Consider the following 19436-nt stretch of genomic DNA (forward strand, 5'->3'; position numbering starts at 1 on the left):
TTTCATTTTGTTAGTGTTCTAATTGGTTGAGTTAAGTGTGGGTTAAAAAGGACCTTCATTTTCAAATTCTTTAAATTTATCAACAATAGGCATTACAATTATTTTTATATTTTCTTCACCATCTTCAATTAGAACAGGTAAATCAGGTGTATTAATTTTGATTGTTCCTGATTTCAATTTTGGTATATGTTTAGGATTTAGATGAACTTTACTTAATGCACATATTCCAGATATTTGCGAATTGTCAGTAAAGGAAATACATTCCTCTGCAAGTCCTTTTGGAAATATTCTTTCATAATCAGGATATTTAAAATCCTCAAAACTAGATGATAATGAATATGTCATGAGTTCTTCATTATCATTCATAACAACAATTTTATTTTTTGACAAAACAAAGTCGGTTGCTTTTCTTTCTGTAAGTGCTTTTTTTACAATGCTTCCATGTATTAAAAAAGCTTCTTTAACAGGCTCATAATGTTTTACAACACACAATGCTTTTGTATTTGTACTTACAACATTTGATTTATCAACTAATAGATAATTTAACTCATATTTAGGATTATTAATGTCAATTAATTTTCCTATCTCTTCTAATGCTTTTCTGTTTAATATACTCATTATTCTTTCTCACTTTCATTATATTTTTCATTTAAAACTCTTAATCTTAATTCCTGTTCTTCAATGTTCATATCTAACAAATCACTTCTTTTATTTTCATTTTCAAATTGAAGTACATGTAAAATCTTTGTTTGTTTATCTCTTTTGACTTGATAATAAACACCAGTACCTAACATCAGGATAAAGACTACTAATAAAATTGTATTAAGCATTACTCTTCCTCTATTTCAGTCAAAGATCTTTTATTCATGTCAATTTTAACACCATTAATAAATGAGTTTAATGCCATTTGTTCTAGTTCATTTCTAATTGTTTTAAGAAATAAAGTTCCTGATTCATCAATACTTCTACCATTTATTTGAATACCAATAATTGAATAAAGGTTTTTTCTGTCTTCTACAAAATAGTCATCATCTGAATATGTTTCTCCAGCTTCTTCATCTCTTTGTCTATTAAGATGCATAGATACTTCATATAAACATTCATCATCTTTTTTACAACTAAATATTAAGTGAGTAGTGCATGATTTCCATGAGCTATATTGAGATGTTTTTTCTGTTAATACTGATGTGATTTCTACTTCTGAACTCATGTATTCTGTTGAATTATTTAGTTCGTCTAGTCCTTGAATTTCCTCCATTGCTGATGAACAATCAAATTCATCTGATAGTTCATCTTTTAAAAATGTTGCAAATTCATTTTCTAAATCCAAACAAGTAATTGTTTCTTTGTTCGAGCCTAAAAAGTTCCTTAGTTTTTGAGTGGCTTTAAGTTGAATATCTGCTTTGTTCTCTAACTCAATTAATCCTAGTTCTGCTTGTATAGCATCAACTGCTATTTCTCCAAAGTTAGGTACTGATAATCTATCCAGATTAAAAGCAACTTCTTTTTGAAGCTTTTTCTCAAGCTCTTTTCTAAAATCTCCATAATTTCCAAACATATCTCTTGCTATGCTGTTTGTAACTTCTTTAATTTGATTTGCCATAATCCCTTTAATATCTACTTCTGCTACTGCCTCTAATACAACATCTTTCATTGAACACTCTAATATATTTTTAATTTCTTCATTCATCTTTTATCCTTTAATTTTCAATATCTCTTTAGCAGCTTCACTAATTGAAACTACCACCATGTTTTTATTTTTTTTTGCATAGATTTTTTTGAATTTATTTGCTATGCTGTCTGATACTATGATTGTGTTGTTCATAGTTTATTCTTCATATCAAATTTAATTTTTCTTTTCTCCGAATTCTTATCTCTAACATAGACAAACAAGATACAGGTAATAGTAATTGTTACTGGGCCTAAATAAATTATGTATTCCATGATGATCCTTTTAGTAATATTATTTATAATTGGTTATTCAAAGTAGAGACCTTTTCTGATATAATATTTTTATCACAAAAACGTATAAAAAAAGGGCTCAAATTTAAATAATATAGGGGTTCACAATGACCGAAAAAGAGCAAGGATACGAAAACAATTTAAAGCTTCATCAAACAGAGCTAAGAGCAAGATTAAACATTAATTTGAATACAGACATGCCAGAACAAATTAAAATCATGAAAACTATTTTATGGGTTAACTTCTTAGTTATTGCACTTGCATTACAATTTCTTAAATCTAATCCATTGGAAGACATTATAGAAATATCAATGTTTTCAAGCTCATTATTAGGTTCTGTATTCGCGATAATTACTATCTTGTGTGCATTTCTACGTAATAAGTACTCAAAAGGTGGAGTTTGGTTAGAAATTGATGTAATGAAGAGATATGACGAATCCGATACACCGACAATTACGGCACTTGAACATATAAATAATGTTCTTATAAGAGCAATAAAATTTAATAACGAAGCTATAACGAGTACAGCAAAGTTGCTAACTCAATCAAATTGGCTCTCATTATTTTCAATTGCAATCATGTTATTTTTTGCAATATATAAATCTTTTTTTAGTTAAAACTTTTGAAAGGAGAATATATGCACAAACTATTTGATTTATATATGAGTTCTGGAAAACCCATTATTATTCCTGAACCAGTTGAACCCGGTGATAACCAAAAAAGAGATATGTAGGCACTCCCTACATATCAAATAACCAAATACTCGTAAAAAACAACCACATAAAAATAAACCAATCATCTGCCATATATTCCTCCTATATTCACTATTGAATTACCAGTTAATTAGTAACTCAAATATAAATATATTTTTATAATTTATTTAACTCTTGCCTAAGCTGTTTGTTACCAATAGAGGAAATTATTAACTACTCTGTTGCTTCAACCTTTCATCTTTTTAGATTACTGTGCCGATTGGATTTATTAACAATGTTTTTTTAAAGAACTTAAAAGCTGGTTTGCTTTTGGTGTGTGTAATGATAATTTAATTCCCTTTAAAGAAAGCTTAAATTGATAATTAAATTCCCTTTTTGTGAAATTCATGCTATAATACTTCTGAAGTTATATATTAATAAGGAGTAGGGTAAAATGATTGAGTTAAATAATTTTTATTTGAGAGATGGTGTAATTTTGGAAGATAATGAATATAAAATAATATTAGATTTTAAAAAAAATAGTGATGCAAAAAAAGTATTTGAATCAATGTTTGAGTTTATGGTGGGAATTGATAATTACAATAAAGCATTATTAGAGACTATAAGTGATGAGATTGTTGTTTCTTCTTTCTTGGTTGATATTGAGCATGGTTCAATTCTATCAACAGTACGTGATGCAATCAAAAAATTACCAGATGATAAATTAAAGGCATATGTTACAAATCCAATGGCTGTTGTTGGAGACTTCCTTGTTTTGGGAAAGAAAAAGCTAATTGAAGCAGCCGAAAGAGAAGACTTAACCCAAAAACAAAAAGAAGATAAATTATATACTGATATTAATGAGATAATTAAAAAAAGTGAGTTGGCTAATTACGGATTCAAAGTTAAAAAAGATAAACTATTAAAAGGGGCTAATGATGTATATAATGCGGTTAGAAGCTCTGAAAATACGTTTAAAGTAAAATTCGATAACGAAACACATACACTCTCAGGTAAGTTCAAATATGACTATGAAGAAACTTTTAAAGAAAATACAAAGATAAATATTTTCAGAGCAAGCTTAATTATAAAAAAACCAACATTATTTGGTAATGCTAAGTGGGAATTAATTTTAGATAGGAGTCTCGATGTTGAAATTCTTGATAATAATTGGATCGAAAGTTTAAGAAATAGAGAATCTCCAATTTATGCAGGTGATATGCTCGATTGTGAATTTAAGTCCGTAATTATTTTCAACAATGATTTAGAGGTAATTGATAGAAAGTATTACGTATTAAAGGTATATGGAATTATCGCTCCACCAGAAGAAAAAAATACAGATTCTGGAGGTTTTTTTAATCTCGATGAATAAATGCTTTATTAATACTCGTTCAACATATCCGAAGCTCTATCAATAGCTTCCTTGTGTGTCTTAATCTTACTTACTGCACCATCATCTTTATATGAAAACATTACAATTGTTATCAATGCTAAAATTATATAGATGATGTAAATAGGTTTCATTATTTACTAAATCCAATCAAAATGTGCAACAACTCTTCCAATTATTTCAAAGTTGTGCTTATCTTCTTCTAATATTTCAATAGGTGGGTGTTCCTCTTTATTATCACTATGAAGAACGATCTCTCCTGTTTTGGGATTACTAACTATACGTTTAATAAATACTTCATCATAATACTTTAAAGTGTAGACAGCTCCACTTTTAACAATCTGACTTTCATTTTCAAATGGATTAATAAATATAATTTCTTTTTCTTTTATAGTAGGGTGCATTGAATTTCCTATTACATTTATCATATGAAGATTGTCAAATTTTATATCTCCTAAATATTTTTTTAGGAAACTTTTATCAAAGCTTATTGGTTTAGCATTTGATTCAAAATTAGTTACTCCATTTCCTGCACAAGCGTACATATCTTCAAAATAAGGAAGGGTAATTATGTTCTCATTGTTTTCGATAGTCATAAGATTTAAATATTTACTCGCATTTTTAGTAATTTCAAGTTTTGCTATTTTTTCATTTTGTGCATCAGAATCTTCAAATAAATCAGTAATATTACACTCTAAACAATCTGCAATTATAGGAAGTTCATTTGTCTTTGGAATACTATTTCCTTGCCTCCATTTTTTAATTGCATCTTCTTTCTTATCAATTCCACTTGAAAGCAAACAGCTTAAAAATTCTTTATTTGTTTTAAATCTTTTCTCTGCATATTTATCTAGTTTTTTACTGCTAAAGATACTCAAAATATTCCTTTTTATTAATAATGATATATTACTATTTAAAAAGATAATAAAATTCCCATTATTAAGTTTAATTTTAGGGGAATAATATTATCATTATGAATGAAAACAAAAAATTACTTAGAAAAACTAAGAAAAATTGACACTAAAGTTCTTGCTGAAACTATGAATATTAATTCATGTATGGCAAGAAAGTATAAACGTGAACCTTGGAAATATGATCCTCCTACTACAAAAGCTATTGCAGTATCAGTGAATCACAATATTCCAGTGTTATTTTGGAAAGATATTAAATCATTCATTACAAATCATACGGAAAGTGTAACAAAAAACAATGAAGTACTTGAAGTACAAAAAAATAAAAATTAGGATAAGAAAATGGAAAAATACAGATTTGGAAACAACAAAAGAGCTAAGGACCATGGTCTTTTAATTTCTATTAAAAAAAGTATCAAAGCTGATTGCAAGAGAAATACTATTGAAAATGAAGAGTTTGCAAATGAAATCGGTACAACAAGTGGAGTGCTTTCAAATAAATTAAAAATGTCGAATCAGATAAATGCTATCTCTATTGAAGAATTTATTCATATTATGGAAATTACAGGAGATTATAGTCCCTTGAAATATTTGGCAAGTATGTTTGATTTTGTAATTACATCAACTGAACCTCAATCACCAGGTGATGTTAGTAATTTAGGTGAATTGGCAGATAGTATGCAAATAGAATCAAATGAAAGTTTTTCAGAAATTAAAAGAGCTATTAAAGATGGACAGATTACAGAAGAAGAAAAAACCAATATGTTAAAAGAAGTAGATGATTCAATCGAAGCTGCACTGCAAACAAAAAATGCAATTAGTTTAATCAAATCAGTAGAAATAACTAAGGATTAATTATGAAGCAAATTATCAGTACAGAAATACATGATTTTATAAATATTAAAGATAGTGAAAAAAAGATTGTTGTTAGAAAACTTGATATTTCTAAAGCTAAAGAAATAGTAATTTCATAGAGTTCTAGTTTTAGGGTTCTATTGTGATTATTTAAAAATTAAAAAGGAAAGAAATGAAAAATATTACGTTTGCAAAGGCTTCTTTATTGAAAGCAGAGATTGTTGCTATTAAAAGAAAGTTGAGTGAGATTACAAAGTTTGGTGCATTTACTACTAATCATAAGAATCATAAAATAGTAATCCGTTCACATTCAAAAGAAACTGGTATTGAATTAGAGATTCAAGGTGTATTAACTTCAAAAGATACAGTTGAAGTATCTCAAGTAATCGAAAAACGATTAGTAAAAAGATTGAAAAAATTAAATAAAAAATTCAAAAAGCTATAGAGGTATGTTACCGACATCAATGTCGGAGACATATTAATTCCATAGAGTAGTACATGTGAAAATTACTATTCTTAGAGTTAATTGTAGATAAACAAGAGTTTGACTGTTCAAAATAAAACTCTTGCTTTGTTTGCACTCGCGCTGTGCCCGATTAGTATATCTAAAAAGGCTAAACAAGTGTCTTTAATAAACCAACTTACACTTTAATCCTCCCAAGATTAATGTTGGTTTGTTTATTAAGGCTTTATGTCTTGGGAGATATAACATGCAATGTAAAACAACTAAAAAGAACACCACTACAAGAATAGTATTAATTGGTTATATAAATGGCTTTGAATTAGTAAAGATAAAGAGATAGTTATGAGTATCTCAATGATGACTAAAGTCTTTAAAGATTGTTCTTTGGAACCCAATAAGAAGCTTGTAATGCTTTCATTATCAGATAATGCTAATGATGAAGGATTTTGTTATCCATCATTAAATAATATTGTCTTGAAAACTTCTTTATCAAGAACTACTGTAATTAAACATTTAAAAGAATTAGAAATTAATCAAACCCTTCTATCTAAAAAAAGAAGCAGTTCAAAAGGTGGAAGAAATTCTACAATGTATATTATTTATCCATTAGAAAATATACCAAAATTAGACGAAGATATTTTAAAAAGATTTAATATTAAAATTAGCCAAGGTCAAAGGGTTGTACTACCCACCCAAAGTCAAGCAGCTGTACCACAAATGGGTACCCAAGGTCAAAGGGTTGTACCTAAACCATCACTTACTATATTTAACCATCACTTATATAAAGAATTAGACAGTACTGAAAAAGAATTATATTTAGAATATTGTGCATTAAGAAAAAGCATGAAATTACAAACAACATATAAAATTCATGAGAGATTACTAAATAAATATTTTGAATATGGAAGAGATAAAAATATTCTTAAAAATGCTATTAGTAGTAATTGGAAAGATTTATATAAACCTACAATAAATTTTAAAAATTCTACTTTCACAGGTAATGCAACAATAGCAAAAGCAAATGAAATGTTCTCACAAATCAGACAAGAAGATGACACTATTTTTCAAGGAGAAATTCATGAGTAGTAATCAAAAATTAGAAGCTGCGAATGAAATATTAAATTATGTGATTGAAAAGTTAAACATTAAAAGTGAATCTTATTTAGTTCTTATGGATATTCAGCAGGACCTTTCTTCTATCCAAAATTTAAATGAATTTAGAATATATATCAAAGAAAATCAAAGAAATTCAGAATTTAATTATCTAACAGGTGTACAAAAGTTTGATGCAATGTTTATGAAGTTTAAAGAAGTTGAGAAAGATGCAAAAGAAGATTCAATGACTAAAAAATGTAAAAGCATAATCAAAGAGTTAGGTCATTGTTCACGTGCAATTGATGCAGCAATATCAGAGATTGTAGAAACAACAAAATTTCTTGCAAATGTTAAATATGAACAACTAAAGAGAAATGATGAATGTGCCTTTACTCAGCAAGATCAAAAACTTTTAAATGAAGTAGGGAGTTTAGAATATTGTTTAGCTCACTTTCAAGATGATAATTTTCTAAATAAACTTTTTAATGCTTATACACGATTAAATAAAGCCTTTTTAATCCAACAAAAAGATAGTTTCATACCTTTAGCAGATTTAAAGAAGAAAGCATTAACACATGACTAGGTTTAAAATTGTAGATATTGGATATTTAAGTTATGACAGAATTGAAAATATTATGAAGATAGTGAATAATAAAAAGCAATTATTATATAAAGAAAAAGTACCTGAATCATTTTTTAACAAATCAGTTAATAAGTTTTATGAAGAGAAGGATAAGTGTAAAAATGAAAAAGCACATAATGAAGTTTCTCAAGAAAGTTCAGAAACAAGGAAAAAATATGATTGAATCTATGATTAAAAAAAGAATTGAATTACTGTTAAACAGAATAGAAGAATTAGCCAATTTAGCTGCAACAGAGGAAGTTCAATTTAGTGCATCTGTAAAAGTAAAAGATATTGTAAATAAATTTGAACTTAGCGAAGATGTTCTTGCAGAATATAGATCTATTATTTATAAAATAAGATTTTACGAAATGTTGGCTCCAAGTTTATGAGTGTAACACCTTTTATAAACTCTTTAAAGTTTGGATGTAAAATTCAAACATATTTATTGAAGAATGGAGATAAAACATATTATATTTTTTATAAAGATGAAGAGGGTAAAAGGGTTCGTACTAAAATTGGAAGAGCTAGTGAAGGAATTAATGAGAATACTTGTATCCAAAAATACAATTCAACAGTAATGAATATTAGACATGGAGAAGATTTATCAATAAAAAAATCTATTAAACTTTTAAAGTTTGATACTTTGGCAATGAAGTATTTCTGCGATAAAGAACTACATAATAAATCAAATGAATCATCAAAATTAATATATATAAAACATATCAAACCTTTCATTGGGCCACATTCAATTAACAAATTAAGTGATAGTTCATTACTTGATTTACAGAAGATTTATCATAAATATGGGTATTCAGCTGCTTCAAGTAATCGAACAATTACCCTGGTAAAAACAATATTAAATCATGCTATAAAAAGCAATATGATTACTACTCATAACTGTAAAAACGTGCCACTTATTAAATGTAATAATGCAAGAGATAGAATCCTTAGTAAATCAGAAGTACATAATTTATATGATCTATTAAAAGATGAAAAAATAGGAACACTAATGTTCGCTTACTTGTCTTTATCTACTGGTGCAAGGGCTGAATCAATACTTAGTATACAAATGAAGCACATTAACTTTGATAACAAAACTATTCTTTTATATGATTTTAAACGAGAGATTAATTACATGGGGATACTTAGTAATGATGTTCTTTATCTGCTTAACATACACTTCTCTGCATCAAAAGCAAACATATATTTGACATCAAATAAAAAGAAAAAACTCTCATATAGTGCTATGTATGTACGATTTAAAAAGATATTAAAACCATTTAATGAAGGGATATTAAAAAGAGATAGAAAAAACAAAGCAGTAATGCATACGTTTAGACATACCTTTGGAAGTCACTTAACTATGGAGGGTGAAAACTCTATTGTAGTACAGGGATTAATGAATCATGCAGATGAAAAGATGACCAAAAGATACACTCATTTACATGAAAATACTGGTGCAAAAAAAGTTAACTCAATGTACCAAAAAGGTTAATAAAAATAATGGGTACAAATAGGGTACAAAAAGCAATAAAAAAAGCGAGTAGATTTATGGCAATAACACACGTAGTAATCGAAGTAGTAAGTATATATCTAAGAACTACTTTTCCATATAAGTCTATAGTATCTTTTAAAAAGGGAGTAAATTAGATGTTTGTTGATGTTAAATTAGAAGGATTAGACAAATTAACTTATGCATTAAATCCAAAGGTTTACAATCAATCTTTGAGTAGAACTATCAATGAAATTGGTAGAAAAATGACTACGAAAATGAGCCAAGATGTAAGAGCTAATTATAATATTAAAGCAAAAAGCTTAAGAAAGTTTATCAAGGTTAGTCGTTCCTCCCAAGGAAGATTGATTTTTAATATTGTGATTAGTTCTAAACAAAGAAATGTTTCTAACTTTGGAGCTAAAGTCCTAAAGAAACGAGGGCAGGTGAGTATTAGAATTAAGAAACAAGGAGGAAGAAAAGTATTGAAGCGTGCTTTTAAAGCTAAAAATAGTCCTGCTATTTTACAAAGAGTAGATGGCTCACAAGAAATAAGAGCAGTACAAACCTTGTCTGTTCCTCAAATGTTTAATGCTAAAACTTTAAAGAAAGCAGAGGAAATAAAAGACAGAGAATTTGGTAAAAGATTTAGAAAGAACTTGGAGTTTTATATAAGTAAATAAGTGCTTATATGACACAGAAAAAAAAGGTACTCCGGAGGGTTTCAAAGTATAAGGGAAACTTGCGACGCAAGAGTTGGATAATTTTGGGATTTTTCAACTTGGTTAACTTTCAACTTGGGTAAATCATAGAAAAAAGTATCTCTAAGTATTATGGCTAGGGCCATGTAGAGAAATTAACCCAACTTGGTTAAGTTGGTTAATTATTGAAATATAAGGTTAAGAATGGATAAAAAATATATTACGAAATCAGAGCTTTCAAAGATTGTAGGCACGTCTGCACCATACATTACGAAGCTAGAAGCTAAGGATGTATTTATAGATTGTATTGAAGATAACAAACTTCTTCGCTTTGAAACAATAGAAGCTTATTTAAATAATATAGATTTTACACGTGATTCACAAAGAGAAGCCAATGCAAATAAAAGAGATACCCAAAAACAATACATCACAAAAAAAGATTTGGCCTTGGCTTTTGGTGTATCTGCTCCTAGAATTTCTGCCTTAGATAAAAATGGAATATTTAAACATTGTTACGATGGCAAAAAACTTTATAGGTTGGCTGCATTAAAATCTTATGTTGATAAATTAACTAAAACAAAAGCTCCGGAAGAAGAAATAGAAAATACAAATAATGAATCATTTGAATCTCAAACTGTAGAAGATATAAGGAAATTTTATCAGGGCTTAATTACACTTGCTAAAACTCCTTTACAAAAAGCAAGTATTTCAAAAGAAGAAGATATTAAAATTGAAAAGTTTTTAAAGAACCAGGAGTTAGAAAAAAACTTAGTTGATATTAATGTTGTAAAAATTGAAGCTTTTGAATTAGCACGAAAAATAAGAGATAGTTTTTCATCATTACCAGATAGATTATCTGCACAGCTGCTAAATCAAAATAAAACAAAAATACATGAGTTATTAACAATAGAAATAAATTATATATTAAAGGCTTTGGCAGATGATGAATAACATTGGAGTGTATAAAAACTCTTTTTTAAATGGTTTATTGCCTGATCCTTTATTTAAAATATCTAAGTGGGCAGATGAAAGAAGACAGCTTCCAAAAAAATCAAGTTCTGAACCAGGACAATGGAGAACAAGTCGTTTCCCTTTTGTAAGAGAAATTATGGATGTATTAGGACCTCAAAATCCGATACAACAAGTGAAAGTTAAAAAAGGTACTCAAATTGGTGGTACTGAAATAGGAAACAACTTTTTAATGTGTTATATGGACATTTATCCTTGCCCTATGATGTTAGTTATGCCAACAGAAGGACTAATGAAGAAACACAGAATATTCAAGCTGGTACCAAGCTTAGAGCTAATGCCTAATATTGCAAACAAAATAAAAAGAGGTAAAACCAAAGATGATATTGGAACTGCAGATAGCATGGAATTCCCTGGTGGAATGTTGGTATTTGGTTGGTCTAATTCAACTGCACAAGGTAGGTCTTTGAGTTTTAAAGTTTTAGATTTAGATGATATTGATGGTTTCCCTCATGATCTAAACGGGGAGGGAAGTGCAATATCTGTTTTCAAAAAAAGAACAGATGCTTTTCCAAATAGAAAAATATATTTAAACTCAACACCTACTGTAAAAGGTAGAAGTAATATTGAAATTGAATATGACGAAAGTGACCAACGAGAATATCATGTGGTGTGTCCTTCTTGTAAAGGACTATTTTATTTTACTAAAGATACTTTTATTTTTGAATATGATCAGGAAACTTATAGATTAACAAACGATGTAAAAGCGTGTTGTCATAAGTGTGGAACATTAATTGAAGAACATCATAAAACATGGATGATGGACGAAAAAAACGGTGCAAAATGGATAGCAACAAATGAAGGCCATCCTCATGCAGGTTTTAATATTCCTTCTTATTATTCTCCAATGCTTACATGGAATGAAATATTCACAGAGTTTTTAGAAGCAAAAAAGAAAATGAACCAGGGCAATGTTACTTTGATGAAAACATGGACCAATACAAGGGATGCAAATGTCTGGGAAGAAAACTATGAAAAAGTAGATACTCATAAATTTGATACAAGATGTGAACTTTATACAAGTGAAGTACCTGAAGGAGTACTTGTAATAACAGCAGGTATTGATACACAAGATAACAGGCTTGAAGTTGAAATTGTAGGTTGGGGAAAATATGGAGAGAGTTGGTCTATTGATTATTTGGTATTGGATGGTGATCCTAAATATCCAAATGTATGGGAAAAACTGGATATGCATTTACTTGATAGAACATACAAACATGAAAGTGGAATTGATTTAAAAGTTATGGCTGCTTGTATTGATACAGGAGGACATAGAACTAAATACGTTTATGCCTATTGTAAAAAAAGATTTGAACTAAATATTTTTGCAATCAAAGGAGATAAAGGAATTAATACTCCTACGATAAAAGGTAATGCAACACGAAATAATACTGGGAAAATACCTTTATTTTCTGTTGGAGTAAATACTACAAAAGACGTTTTACACACAAATTTAATGACAGAAGATGCAGGTGCAGGATATATGCACTTTCCAAAAAGAGAAAAAAGCGATAAGAAATTTATTTATGATTCAAAATACTTTAAACAACTAACTGCCGAAAAACGTGGTGATGATGGAAGATGGGTGAAATTTAGAACGAGAAATGAAGGAGTTGATTGCAGAGTTTATTCAATGGCTGCACTTGAACTTATAGAAATGATGTATTACCCACAAGGAATGGATTGGGATGTTTTAGAAGATGAATTTCATGAAAAAATTGAGAATGAATTAAATGCAATTACAAATGAGGAAGAGGAAAATGAAGAAAGACCACAGAACTATAATGATTGGAGGGATAATTACTAATGAGTGTTAATAATTTAATAAATTCAAAGAAATCTTTTTGGGATAAAAGAGAGAACCTAAAAAATAAACCATCCCTAAGCCATAGAAGCTTAGAAGTGATTTCTTTTCTTATGGAAAGAGATAGTGTTGCGCTTGGAATAGCCATTGAGAGGGTTATGAGTACTGATGGTTTATACGATGAAATACTAGATGAACTTAGTGAAGATTTTGATGACATAAAAAAAGGATAAACTTTATTTCTACTTTAAAAGTTCATCTAATTTTTCTTTATATTGATTTTTCGGTTCAATTTCTATTGCAATTTTAATTGATTTAATTGCTTCAGAATAGTTGTCTAAATAAGCATATGAAAGCCCCAATTTAAAAAAGGAATCGTGATTGGTGGGGTCAATTTCAATAGCCTTTTTAAATGCAGAAATAGCATCATCATAATTTTCCAACTTACAGTAAACACTTGCCATATTCAAAAATGCATTCTCATTATTTGGATTAACTTCAGTAGCTTTTTTTAAGAAATCTATAGCTTTATTGTATTGTTTCATCATAGAATAGTTAAATCCTATAATAGCAAGAACCAAGCCATTCATAGGGTTGATTTCTATTGCCTTGAGATATGCCTTATTGGCTTCACTATACTCTTTAAGCTCAACATAATCACTACCCATATTATAAAAAGTGGCTTCATGCTTAGGATTAATTTCAATAGATTTTCTGTATTGCAAAATAGCTTCATTATATTTTCCAGTTTTACTATAGATAACTCCTAGATTATAAAAAGTGTTGTAGTTATTCGGGTTTATTTTTATAGCTTTTTTGTGCTCAATAATCGCTTCTTCATATTTCTTATGTATTTCGTACACAACTCCTATATTAGAAAATGCACGGTCATTGTTTGGATTAATTTCTATAGCCTTTTTATAAGAGTCCAGCGCTTCATCATATCTTTTAAGATTATGATAGGCAAATCCCATATGAACAAATGTATCATCATTATTAGGTTTTATTTTTATAGACCTTTTAAACGCAACAATTGATTCCTCATATCTTCCTAATTTCCCATAAGTAACTCCAATATTAGTGAATAAATTTGCATTATTTACGCTTAGTAGTATAGCTTTTTCATAAAACTTAATGGAATTAAGGTAATCAGCTTTTGCACTATATTCCATTGCTTTAAAAAAGTAATCATCAAAAGTTTTCAATTGTGATTCGTCAATATTTTCATTAATTATTTTAACAATATTTTTATCCGTGTCTGTTTGTTTATCTTGATTTTTTTCAACTATAACTTTAAAAATTTCTTTAAATGAGTCAATTTCCTTTTTTGCATAATTTGTCGTTGACTTAATTTTTTCTAGAGATTCTGTCGCTTCTTTTAGCTTATTATTTAACGATTCAATTGTCAACTTAGATTCAGTCTCAAATTCTGTTTTTACTTTATCTACACTTTTAACTTTCTCATTTAATTCATAAATCTTTAATTCAGCTTTTTTTTGAATAGATTCATTAACTTTTTCTCCAATCCATTTTCTTGTGAAAAAAAGCCCAGTAACACTTATTAAAACTGTAGAGATTAATATAAATAAACTAAATGCTGTAAGTGCATTTGACATAAAATTGCTTGTCTGTGTAGCTATCGTTTTATAGCCATCTATATGAGAATTTATATCTGTTTGAATAAGTTTTATCTTATGGTTATAAAGTACTGTATCTTTAACAAGTTTCTTTTCATATTCAAATAATTTTTCTTCTTTTTCTTCTATTCTTTTTAATTTATATTCCAAAAGTGGATTATTCTGATTTTTTTTTAATTCTTGAATCTCTTTATTCATTTGCAATATTTGATTTGTGACATTTGTTTCTTTAGCGTATGAAAAAGAGAATATTAAAAGTGTAAGTAATAGTATGTTTTTAATCATCAAAGGCCTTGTTTTAGTTTGGAAAATTCTATCATAATCATTATTTTTTTATCCTTATCATAATTTTTAAAAAAAAGGTAGGGTAAGAAATCCTACCCTACTTTTTTATTTTCTATTCTGTCAAAATTCACTTTTAAAATATACTAAAAGGAATAACATGGCAGGTGCAACTTTAACTTTAGGTCAAGAACTAGCAGAAGTTAACGCTGCAATATCTGCTGTGTATAGAAGAAAAGAATATACTACTTCAAATAATATTACTTATAAATCAGAAGATTTAAGAGAATTAAGAGCATCAAGAAGAGAACTTTTAGAAAATATTAATACTTTTGGTTCTAATTATATAATGGGTCAAGAAACTGAACCTTCTGGTGATACTTCTTTTGTGAGTTTTTCTTAATGAATTTAATCCCAAAAATAATTGCAACTACTGCAAACATTGTAACAGGTGGTGCTATTAGTGCTGAAATTGAAAGAGCTTATTATGAAGGTGCAAAAACTTCTCGCTTAAATAGAGACTTCAATCTAAGTAATAATCATTTTGAACTTCTTGCAGGAAGTGATAGAAATCAATTAAAAGCAAGAGCAAGATGGTTAGCTGCTAATAATCCAATTACAAAATCAATAGATAAATCTATAGTCAAAAATTCAATCGGTACAGGTATTAGACTTCAATCAAGAGTAAAAGAAGGTGATATTAATAATTCTAAAATTTTTAATAGCCAAGTTGAAAATTTATGGGATCAGTTTATCAAAAAAGAAAATTTTGATATTACTGGTTTAAGTGGAATATATGATTTTCAAAAACTAGCATTGAAACATAAAATGACTGATGGTGAAATACTTATTAATAAAGTTTATACAAAAGATAAACACTTTCCTTTAAAATTCCAATTGGTGGAAACTGACCAGTTTGATGAAATAAAAGTCAAAAACAATAACAATACAATTTTTACTGGTGTTGAAGTTGATAACAATGGAAAGCCAGTTTCCTATTGGTTAAAGTCTTCTGTAAATTCATACTCTTCAAATCCTTACGATGCTAACAATATTATTCATTACTACGAAAGAGAAAGAGCAACGCAATATCGTGGAATTACTGATTATGCACAAACAATTAATAATTTAAAAGACTTTGCAGCTTATAACGATAGTGAAATAGTAAAAAATAGAATTTTAGCTGCATTTGGCCTTTTTATTAAATCAGGTAATTCTTCGGGTTCTATGTATGGAGATAAAAAAACCGGTTTAAAACATGGTAGTTCTGACCCAATAAAAGAGATTACATCTGGAATGATTAAATATCTAAAGCCTGGGGAAGAAGTACAAACAGTGCAATCAAATCAACTTGGAAATTCCTATTCTTCATTTATTACAAACACTATTCGTTTAATAGCAGCAGGGAGAGATATATCTTATGAATTAGCGTTTAGAGATTATTCCCAAGTGAATTTTTCAAGTGCACGTGCTTCTATCATTCAAGACAATAAACGTTTTGATGATGAACAAACTTCTCTTTGTAGAAATGTACTTGATGTGATGTTTGGAGACTTTATGGATTCACAAGTTTTAAATGGAAACCTAAAAGCACCAAAGGATTATTTCTCAAACAGAAGTAAATATGTGAAACCTCTTTGGATAATGCCTAAGCGTGAGTGGGTTGACCCTTTAAAAGATACTAAAGCAATTGAGAAAGAAATTGAATTAGGAATTAATACACGAACAAAAGCAGCAGCTGCAAGAGGGCAAAACTTTGAAGACAATATTGACCAACAAATAGCAGAAGAAGTGATGATAAAAGAGAAAAGAGAAAAAGCAAACTTATCTGAATTAGAAAGCGAGGGGAAATAATGGATAAAAAATTCATAGCGTTACAGCGAGAATTAGAAAATAAAACTATTGAAAGAAAACTTGCAGTTAAGCCTTCTTCCATAGATGAAGGAACTAGGTCAATTAAATTTGTTCTGATTTCAAAAGATAATGCAGGGAAAAGATTTGATTGGGAACGTGGTGTTTATATTGAAGAATTAGATGTAAATGGAGCAAATTATGAAAGACTTAGAACATTTTTCAAAGATCATGACCGTAGTGTTGATTCCGCCATAGGTGGTTGGAATGATGTAGGTGTTGAGTCTGGAGAACTTGTTGGACGTGTTGTTTTCGGTACAGATGAAGAGAGTGAAAAAGTCTTTAGAAAATACGTTGACAAAGTATTAACAGATTGTTCTGTTACTTATATAAGAAATAAAGTTCTTATAGAAGAAAGAGAAGGAGAACCGGACTTAGTAACAGTTATAGATTACGAAATTTTAGAATGTAGTGCTGTAGGTGTTGGTTTTGATAAAGGTGCAAAAGTTAGAAATAAAAATAAAAATGGAGAAGATTCAATGAATGAAAAATTACAAAAAGAGCTAGAAGTACTTAGAAAAGCAGTTGATACGTTAAATGACTCTGAAAAAGCAAGAATGAAAGTTCTATCTGACTTAGAAGATACAGAAAAAAACAGAACAATTGATACTTCAAAAGTTCAAGAGGCTTCTGCTGCAGGAATTCAAATAGAAAGAGAAAGAACAACTTCTATTTCTGATTTAGTTGTAGGTGGACAAATTACATCTGAGAGAGCAAATGCATTTCTTAAAGATGGAACATCTATTGAACAAGTAAGAAAGCTTGTGTTAGATGAAAAAATTGTTGGTTCTGCTCCTGTTAATCATTCCCGAAGTGCTACAAAAACAGAAATGATTAGAGGAATTGAAAATTCAATTTTAATTAGATGTGGTGTTTCTATTAGTAGCCAAAATGAAGATACTGAAAGCTTTAGAGGTGCTTCATTGTTAGATATGGCAAGAGCATTAACAAATTATCAAGGTTATGACAATCTTGATTTAGCAAAAAGAGCTATGAGTTCTTCTGATTTTTCTATGTTACTTGGAAATGTTGCAAACAGAATTTTAGCTTCAGGTTTTGAGGAAGAAGAAGGAACATTTTCACTATGGACCCAAGCTGTTGAGTTACCTGACTTTAGAATAAGAAATGAAATTTCTTTAAAAAGCCAAGGTGGAAGACTTCAAAAAGTCAAAGAAAAAAGTGAAAAGAAAAAAATTGAGTTTAGTGAAGATGGAACTGGATGGGCCTTAGAATCTTATGGTGCTGAGTTTACTTTAACACGTGAAATGATTATTAATGATGACTTAGGTGTTTTTGAAGGTATTGTTGCTGAATTTGGGAAAATGGCAAAACGTACATCAAATGGTCTTGTTTATGATTTATTACAAAATAAAGGTGATTTTTCAGATTATAAAATGTCTGATGGAAAAGTGATCTTTCATACTTCACACAATAATCTTGCCTCAACTGGTGCAAAACTTGGAAGTGAAACATTAAGTGCTGCAAGAGTGCTTATGAGAAGACAAAAAGATGGAGATAAACAATTAAATATTGTTCCAAAATATTTATTAGTTGCATCGGAAGAAGAAAGAATTGCATTGCAATTATTAACAAGTGAAGCAGATGTTGGTTCAAGTAACTCAGGCATAACAAATCCTCATAAAAATAATTCTACATTGATTGTTGAAAATGAGCTTTCTGCAAATGCATGGTATTTAGCAGCAAAAAGCAACACAATCAAAGTTGGTTATTTAGCAGGTACAAATAAACAACCAATAGTTGAACAAAAACGTTCTGATATTGATGGTATTGAGTTTAAATGTGTGTTTGATTTTGGTGTAGTTGTAACAGATTACAAAGGTCTATATAAAAATGCAGGAGTGTAAAAATGTCCATTATTAAAGAAGCACTAGAAATTCAAGATGGTCGAGTAATTGACTATACGTTATCAGGTTCAGTAAATGTAGGGGATGTAATTCCCTTAGGTTCTTCAATGATTGGAATTGCAGTTATCTCTGGACTAGCAGGTGAAGTTATTTCTGTTGATACAGAGAAAGTTTGGCAAGTTACTGCAAAAACTTCTGAAGCTATTGCAGTTGGAGATATTCTTTATTTCGATGTTACAAATAGAGAGTTGACAAAAACATCAACAGGAAATGTAAAAGCAGGTAAAGCTATGACTTCTAAAAGTGCAGTAGCAGGAACTATCAATATTAAAATTAACATTTAAAAGGTATTCGTATGTTTGTAAAAATGAATAGATCAGGAAATTTCAGAGGCTCTAAGTATTCAAAAGATGAAATTATTGAAGTGGGTGAAGATTTAGGTAATAGAATTATTTCAAATGGTCAAGGTTCTAAATCTTCAGAAGCAGAATTTAAAAAAGCTATTGAAGATGCTAAAGAAAAAGATAAAAAAGAATCAAATAAAACATATTCTGAAATGAATATGGATGAGTTAAAAGCTGTTGATTATGATTCTTTAAACAGAGCTCCTTTAGAAGAGTTTGCTCTTGCAATTGGAATTTCTAATGATGCTGCAAAAGATGCAAAAAAGAAAGATGATTTAATTGCATTAATTGAAACATCATTAAAAGAAGAAAAATAAA

The 19436-nt window shown here is 28.8% G+C and carries 24 protein-coding genes; 19 read left to right on the forward strand and 5 right to left on the reverse strand.

Annotation, left to right across the window (positions count from 1 at the left end; all coding sequences use genetic code 11):
* Positions 1 to 42: 42 nt before the first annotated feature.
* Genes HRT41_02155 through HRT41_02165 form a run of 3 tightly spaced genes read right to left on the reverse strand, consistent with a single transcriptional unit; the run spans position 43 to position 1690 of the window.
* The gene (locus HRT41_02155) at positions 43 to 618 is read right to left on the reverse strand and encodes a hypothetical protein (GenBank protein ID NQY22807.1); all 576 of its coding nucleotides are present in this window, start codon (positions 616 to 618) and stop codon (positions 43 to 45) included.
* On the reverse strand, positions 618 to 830 hold the full coding sequence (locus HRT41_02160) for a hypothetical protein (GenBank protein NQY22808.1): 213 nt from the start codon (positions 828 to 830) through the stop codon (positions 618 to 620). Before HRT41_02160 ends, HRT41_02155 begins: the two co-directional genes overlap by 1 nt.
* The gene (locus HRT41_02165; protein ID NQY22809.1) at positions 830 to 1690 is read right to left on the reverse strand and encodes a hypothetical protein; all 861 of its coding nucleotides are present in this window, start codon (positions 1688 to 1690) and stop codon (positions 830 to 832) included. The genes HRT41_02160 and HRT41_02165 overlap by 1 nt, the downstream gene beginning before the upstream one ends.
* A gap of 379 nt (positions 1691 to 2069) precedes the next feature.
* Between HRT41_02165 and HRT41_02170 the strand changes: the two genes are divergently transcribed.
* Together HRT41_02170 and HRT41_02175 are read left to right on the forward strand one after the other, a co-directional pair.
* On the forward strand, positions 2070 to 2579 hold the full coding sequence (locus tag HRT41_02170) for a hypothetical protein (protein ID NQY22810.1): 510 nt from the start codon (positions 2070 to 2072) through the stop codon (positions 2577 to 2579).
* 529 nt (positions 2580 to 3108) lie between these two features.
* Positions 3109 to 4026: a hypothetical protein gene (locus HRT41_02175; protein NQY22811.1), complete on the forward strand. Its 918-nt coding sequence runs from the start codon at positions 3109 to 3111 to the stop codon at positions 4024 to 4026.
* A 158-nt stretch (positions 4027 to 4184) separates the two neighbouring features.
* Here HRT41_02175 and HRT41_02180 read toward each other — a convergent pair whose 3' ends face one another.
* Positions 4185 to 4922 (reverse strand): helix-turn-helix transcriptional regulator, encoded by a 738-nt coding sequence (locus HRT41_02180; GenBank protein ID NQY22812.1) that lies wholly within the window; start codon positions 4920 to 4922, stop codon positions 4185 to 4187.
* 99 nt (positions 4923 to 5021) lie between these two features.
* On the opposite strand from HRT41_02180, the gene HRT41_02185 reads away from it, so the two are divergent.
* The 12 genes from HRT41_02185 (at position 5022) to HRT41_02240 (ending at position 13252) form a co-directional block, all read left to right on the forward strand.
* Entirely contained in the window at positions 5022 to 5288 is a 267-nt protein-coding gene (locus HRT41_02185) for a hypothetical protein (GenBank protein ID NQY22813.1), read from the forward strand.
* Between the two features lie 9 nt (positions 5289 to 5297).
* Complete coding sequence (locus HRT41_02190) at positions 5298 to 5810, forward strand: phage regulatory CII family protein (GenBank protein NQY22814.1); 513 nt, start codon at positions 5298 to 5300, stop codon at positions 5808 to 5810.
* Between the two features lie 172 nt (positions 5811 to 5982).
* The gene (locus HRT41_02195; protein NQY22815.1) at positions 5983 to 6255 is read left to right on the forward strand and encodes a hypothetical protein; all 273 of its coding nucleotides are present in this window, start codon (positions 5983 to 5985) and stop codon (positions 6253 to 6255) included.
* Positions 6256 to 6615: 360 nt separating this feature from the next.
* Complete coding sequence (locus tag HRT41_02200; GenBank protein NQY22816.1) at positions 6616 to 7359, forward strand: helix-turn-helix domain-containing protein; 744 nt, start codon at positions 6616 to 6618, stop codon at positions 7357 to 7359.
* Entirely contained in the window at positions 7352 to 7951 is a 600-nt protein-coding gene (locus HRT41_02205; protein ID NQY22817.1) for a hypothetical protein, read from the forward strand. Before HRT41_02200 ends, HRT41_02205 begins: the two co-directional genes overlap by 8 nt.
* Positions 7944 to 8174 (forward strand): hypothetical protein, encoded by a 231-nt coding sequence (locus HRT41_02210; protein NQY22818.1) that lies wholly within the window; start codon positions 7944 to 7946, stop codon positions 8172 to 8174. Before HRT41_02205 ends, HRT41_02210 begins: the two co-directional genes overlap by 8 nt.
* Complete coding sequence (locus HRT41_02215) at positions 8167 to 8382, forward strand: hypothetical protein (protein NQY22819.1); 216 nt, start codon at positions 8167 to 8169, stop codon at positions 8380 to 8382. The genes HRT41_02210 and HRT41_02215 overlap by 8 nt, the downstream gene beginning before the upstream one ends.
* Positions 8379 to 9488 carry a site-specific integrase gene (locus HRT41_02220; GenBank protein ID NQY22820.1) on the forward strand — a complete coding sequence of 370 codons (1110 nt, stop codon included), beginning with the start codon at positions 8379 to 8381 and terminating at the stop codon, positions 9486 to 9488. Before HRT41_02215 ends, HRT41_02220 begins: the two co-directional genes overlap by 4 nt.
* A gap of 155 nt (positions 9489 to 9643) precedes the next feature.
* Entirely contained in the window at positions 9644 to 10168 is a 525-nt protein-coding gene (locus HRT41_02225; protein ID NQY22821.1) for a hypothetical protein, read from the forward strand.
* Between the two features lie 222 nt (positions 10169 to 10390).
* On the forward strand, positions 10391 to 11137 hold the full coding sequence (locus HRT41_02230; protein ID NQY22822.1) for a hypothetical protein: 747 nt from the start codon (positions 10391 to 10393) through the stop codon (positions 11135 to 11137).
* Positions 11127 to 13022, forward strand: coding sequence for a phage terminase large subunit family protein (locus HRT41_02235; protein NQY22823.1), 1896 nt, complete (start codon positions 11127 to 11129; stop codon positions 13020 to 13022). Before HRT41_02230 ends, HRT41_02235 begins: the two co-directional genes overlap by 11 nt.
* Positions 13022 to 13252 (forward strand): hypothetical protein, encoded by a 231-nt coding sequence (locus HRT41_02240; GenBank protein ID NQY22824.1) that lies wholly within the window; start codon positions 13022 to 13024, stop codon positions 13250 to 13252. The genes HRT41_02235 and HRT41_02240 overlap by 1 nt, the downstream gene beginning before the upstream one ends.
* A 9-nt stretch (positions 13253 to 13261) precedes the next feature.
* Here HRT41_02240 and HRT41_02245 read toward each other — a convergent pair whose 3' ends face one another.
* Positions 13262 to 14941, reverse strand: a complete 1680-nt coding sequence (locus HRT41_02245) for a tetratricopeptide repeat protein (GenBank protein ID NQY22825.1) — start codon at positions 14939 to 14941, stop codon at positions 13262 to 13264.
* 157 nt (positions 14942 to 15098) lie between these two features.
* On the opposite strand from HRT41_02245, the gene HRT41_02250 reads away from it, so the two are divergent.
* Genes HRT41_02250 through HRT41_02270 form a run of 5 tightly spaced genes read left to right on the forward strand, consistent with a single transcriptional unit; the run spans position 15099 to position 19435 of the window.
* Positions 15099 to 15341, forward strand: coding sequence for a hypothetical protein (locus HRT41_02250; GenBank protein ID NQY22826.1), 243 nt, complete (start codon positions 15099 to 15101; stop codon positions 15339 to 15341).
* Positions 15341 to 16792 carry a phage portal protein gene (locus tag HRT41_02255; protein NQY22827.1) on the forward strand — a complete coding sequence of 484 codons (1452 nt, stop codon included), beginning with the start codon at positions 15341 to 15343 and terminating at the stop codon, positions 16790 to 16792. The genes HRT41_02250 and HRT41_02255 overlap by 1 nt, the downstream gene beginning before the upstream one ends.
* A complete protein-coding gene (locus tag HRT41_02260; GenBank protein ID NQY22828.1) occupies positions 16792 to 18714 on the forward strand; it encodes a Mu-like prophage major head subunit gpT family protein in 1923 nt (640 codons plus the stop codon). The genes HRT41_02255 and HRT41_02260 overlap by 1 nt, the downstream gene beginning before the upstream one ends.
* Before the next feature lie 2 nt (positions 18715 to 18716).
* Positions 18717 to 19058 carry a DUF2190 family protein gene (locus HRT41_02265; protein ID NQY22829.1) on the forward strand — a complete coding sequence of 114 codons (342 nt, stop codon included), beginning with the start codon at positions 18717 to 18719 and terminating at the stop codon, positions 19056 to 19058.
* An 11-nt stretch (positions 19059 to 19069) separates the two neighbouring features.
* Positions 19070 to 19435 carry a hypothetical protein gene (locus HRT41_02270; protein NQY22830.1) on the forward strand — a complete coding sequence of 122 codons (366 nt, stop codon included), beginning with the start codon at positions 19070 to 19072 and terminating at the stop codon, positions 19433 to 19435.
* Position 19436 lies beyond the last annotated feature (1 nt).

Source organism: Campylobacteraceae bacterium, from assembly GCA_013215945.1.
Classification (GTDB): domain Bacteria; phylum Campylobacterota; class Campylobacteria; order Campylobacterales; family Arcobacteraceae; genus NORP36.

What these genes read in the sequence shown, in the direction of transcription:
- HRT41_02155 (NQY22807.1), bottom strand. Translation starts at nt 618, where the DNA reads ATGAGTATATTAAACAGAAAAGCATTAGAAGAGATAGGAAAATTAATT.
- HRT41_02160 (NQY22808.1), bottom strand. Translation starts at nt 830, where the DNA reads ATGCTTAATACAATTTTATTAGTAGTCTTTATCCTGATGTTAGGTACT.
- HRT41_02165 (NQY22809.1), bottom strand. Translation starts at nt 1,690, where the DNA reads ATGAATGAAGAAATTAAAAATATATTAGAGTGTTCAATGAAAGATGTT.
- HRT41_02170 (NQY22810.1), top strand. Translation starts at nt 2,070, where the DNA reads ATGACCGAAAAAGAGCAAGGATACGAAAACAATTTAAAGCTTCATCAA.
- HRT41_02175 (NQY22811.1), top strand. Translation starts at nt 3,109, where the DNA reads ATGATTGAGTTAAATAATTTTTATTTGAGAGATGGTGTAATTTTGGAA.
- HRT41_02185 (NQY22813.1), top strand. Translation starts at nt 5,022, where the DNA reads ATGAAAACAAAAAATTACTTAGAAAAACTAAGAAAAATTGACACTAAA.
- HRT41_02190 (NQY22814.1), top strand. Translation starts at nt 5,298, where the DNA reads ATGGAAAAATACAGATTTGGAAACAACAAAAGAGCTAAGGACCATGGT.
- HRT41_02195 (NQY22815.1), top strand. Translation starts at nt 5,983, where the DNA reads ATGAAAAATATTACGTTTGCAAAGGCTTCTTTATTGAAAGCAGAGATT.
- HRT41_02200 (NQY22816.1), top strand. Translation starts at nt 6,616, where the DNA reads ATGAGTATCTCAATGATGACTAAAGTCTTTAAAGATTGTTCTTTGGAA.
- HRT41_02205 (NQY22817.1), top strand. Translation starts at nt 7,352, where the DNA reads ATGAGTAGTAATCAAAAATTAGAAGCTGCGAATGAAATATTAAATTAT.
- HRT41_02210 (NQY22818.1), top strand. Translation starts at nt 7,944, where the DNA reads ATGACTAGGTTTAAAATTGTAGATATTGGATATTTAAGTTATGACAGA.
- HRT41_02215 (NQY22819.1), top strand. Translation starts at nt 8,167, where the DNA reads ATGATTGAATCTATGATTAAAAAAAGAATTGAATTACTGTTAAACAGA.
- HRT41_02220 (NQY22820.1), top strand. Translation starts at nt 8,379, where the DNA reads ATGAGTGTAACACCTTTTATAAACTCTTTAAAGTTTGGATGTAAAATT.
- HRT41_02225 (NQY22821.1), top strand. Translation starts at nt 9,644, where the DNA reads ATGTTTGTTGATGTTAAATTAGAAGGATTAGACAAATTAACTTATGCA.
- HRT41_02230 (NQY22822.1), top strand. Translation starts at nt 10,391, where the DNA reads ATGGATAAAAAATATATTACGAAATCAGAGCTTTCAAAGATTGTAGGC.
- HRT41_02235 (NQY22823.1), top strand. Translation starts at nt 11,127, where the DNA reads ATGATGAATAACATTGGAGTGTATAAAAACTCTTTTTTAAATGGTTTA.
- HRT41_02240 (NQY22824.1), top strand. Translation starts at nt 13,022, where the DNA reads ATGAGTGTTAATAATTTAATAAATTCAAAGAAATCTTTTTGGGATAAA.
- HRT41_02245 (NQY22825.1), bottom strand. Translation starts at nt 14,941, where the DNA reads ATGATTAAAAACATACTATTACTTACACTTTTAATATTCTCTTTTTCA.
- HRT41_02250 (NQY22826.1), top strand. Translation starts at nt 15,099, where the DNA reads ATGGCAGGTGCAACTTTAACTTTAGGTCAAGAACTAGCAGAAGTTAAC.
- HRT41_02255 (NQY22827.1), top strand. Translation starts at nt 15,341, where the DNA reads ATGAATTTAATCCCAAAAATAATTGCAACTACTGCAAACATTGTAACA.
- HRT41_02260 (NQY22828.1), top strand. Translation starts at nt 16,792, where the DNA reads ATGGATAAAAAATTCATAGCGTTACAGCGAGAATTAGAAAATAAAACT.
- HRT41_02265 (NQY22829.1), top strand. Translation starts at nt 18,717, where the DNA reads ATGTCCATTATTAAAGAAGCACTAGAAATTCAAGATGGTCGAGTAATT.
- HRT41_02270 (NQY22830.1), top strand. Translation starts at nt 19,070, where the DNA reads ATGTTTGTAAAAATGAATAGATCAGGAAATTTCAGAGGCTCTAAGTAT.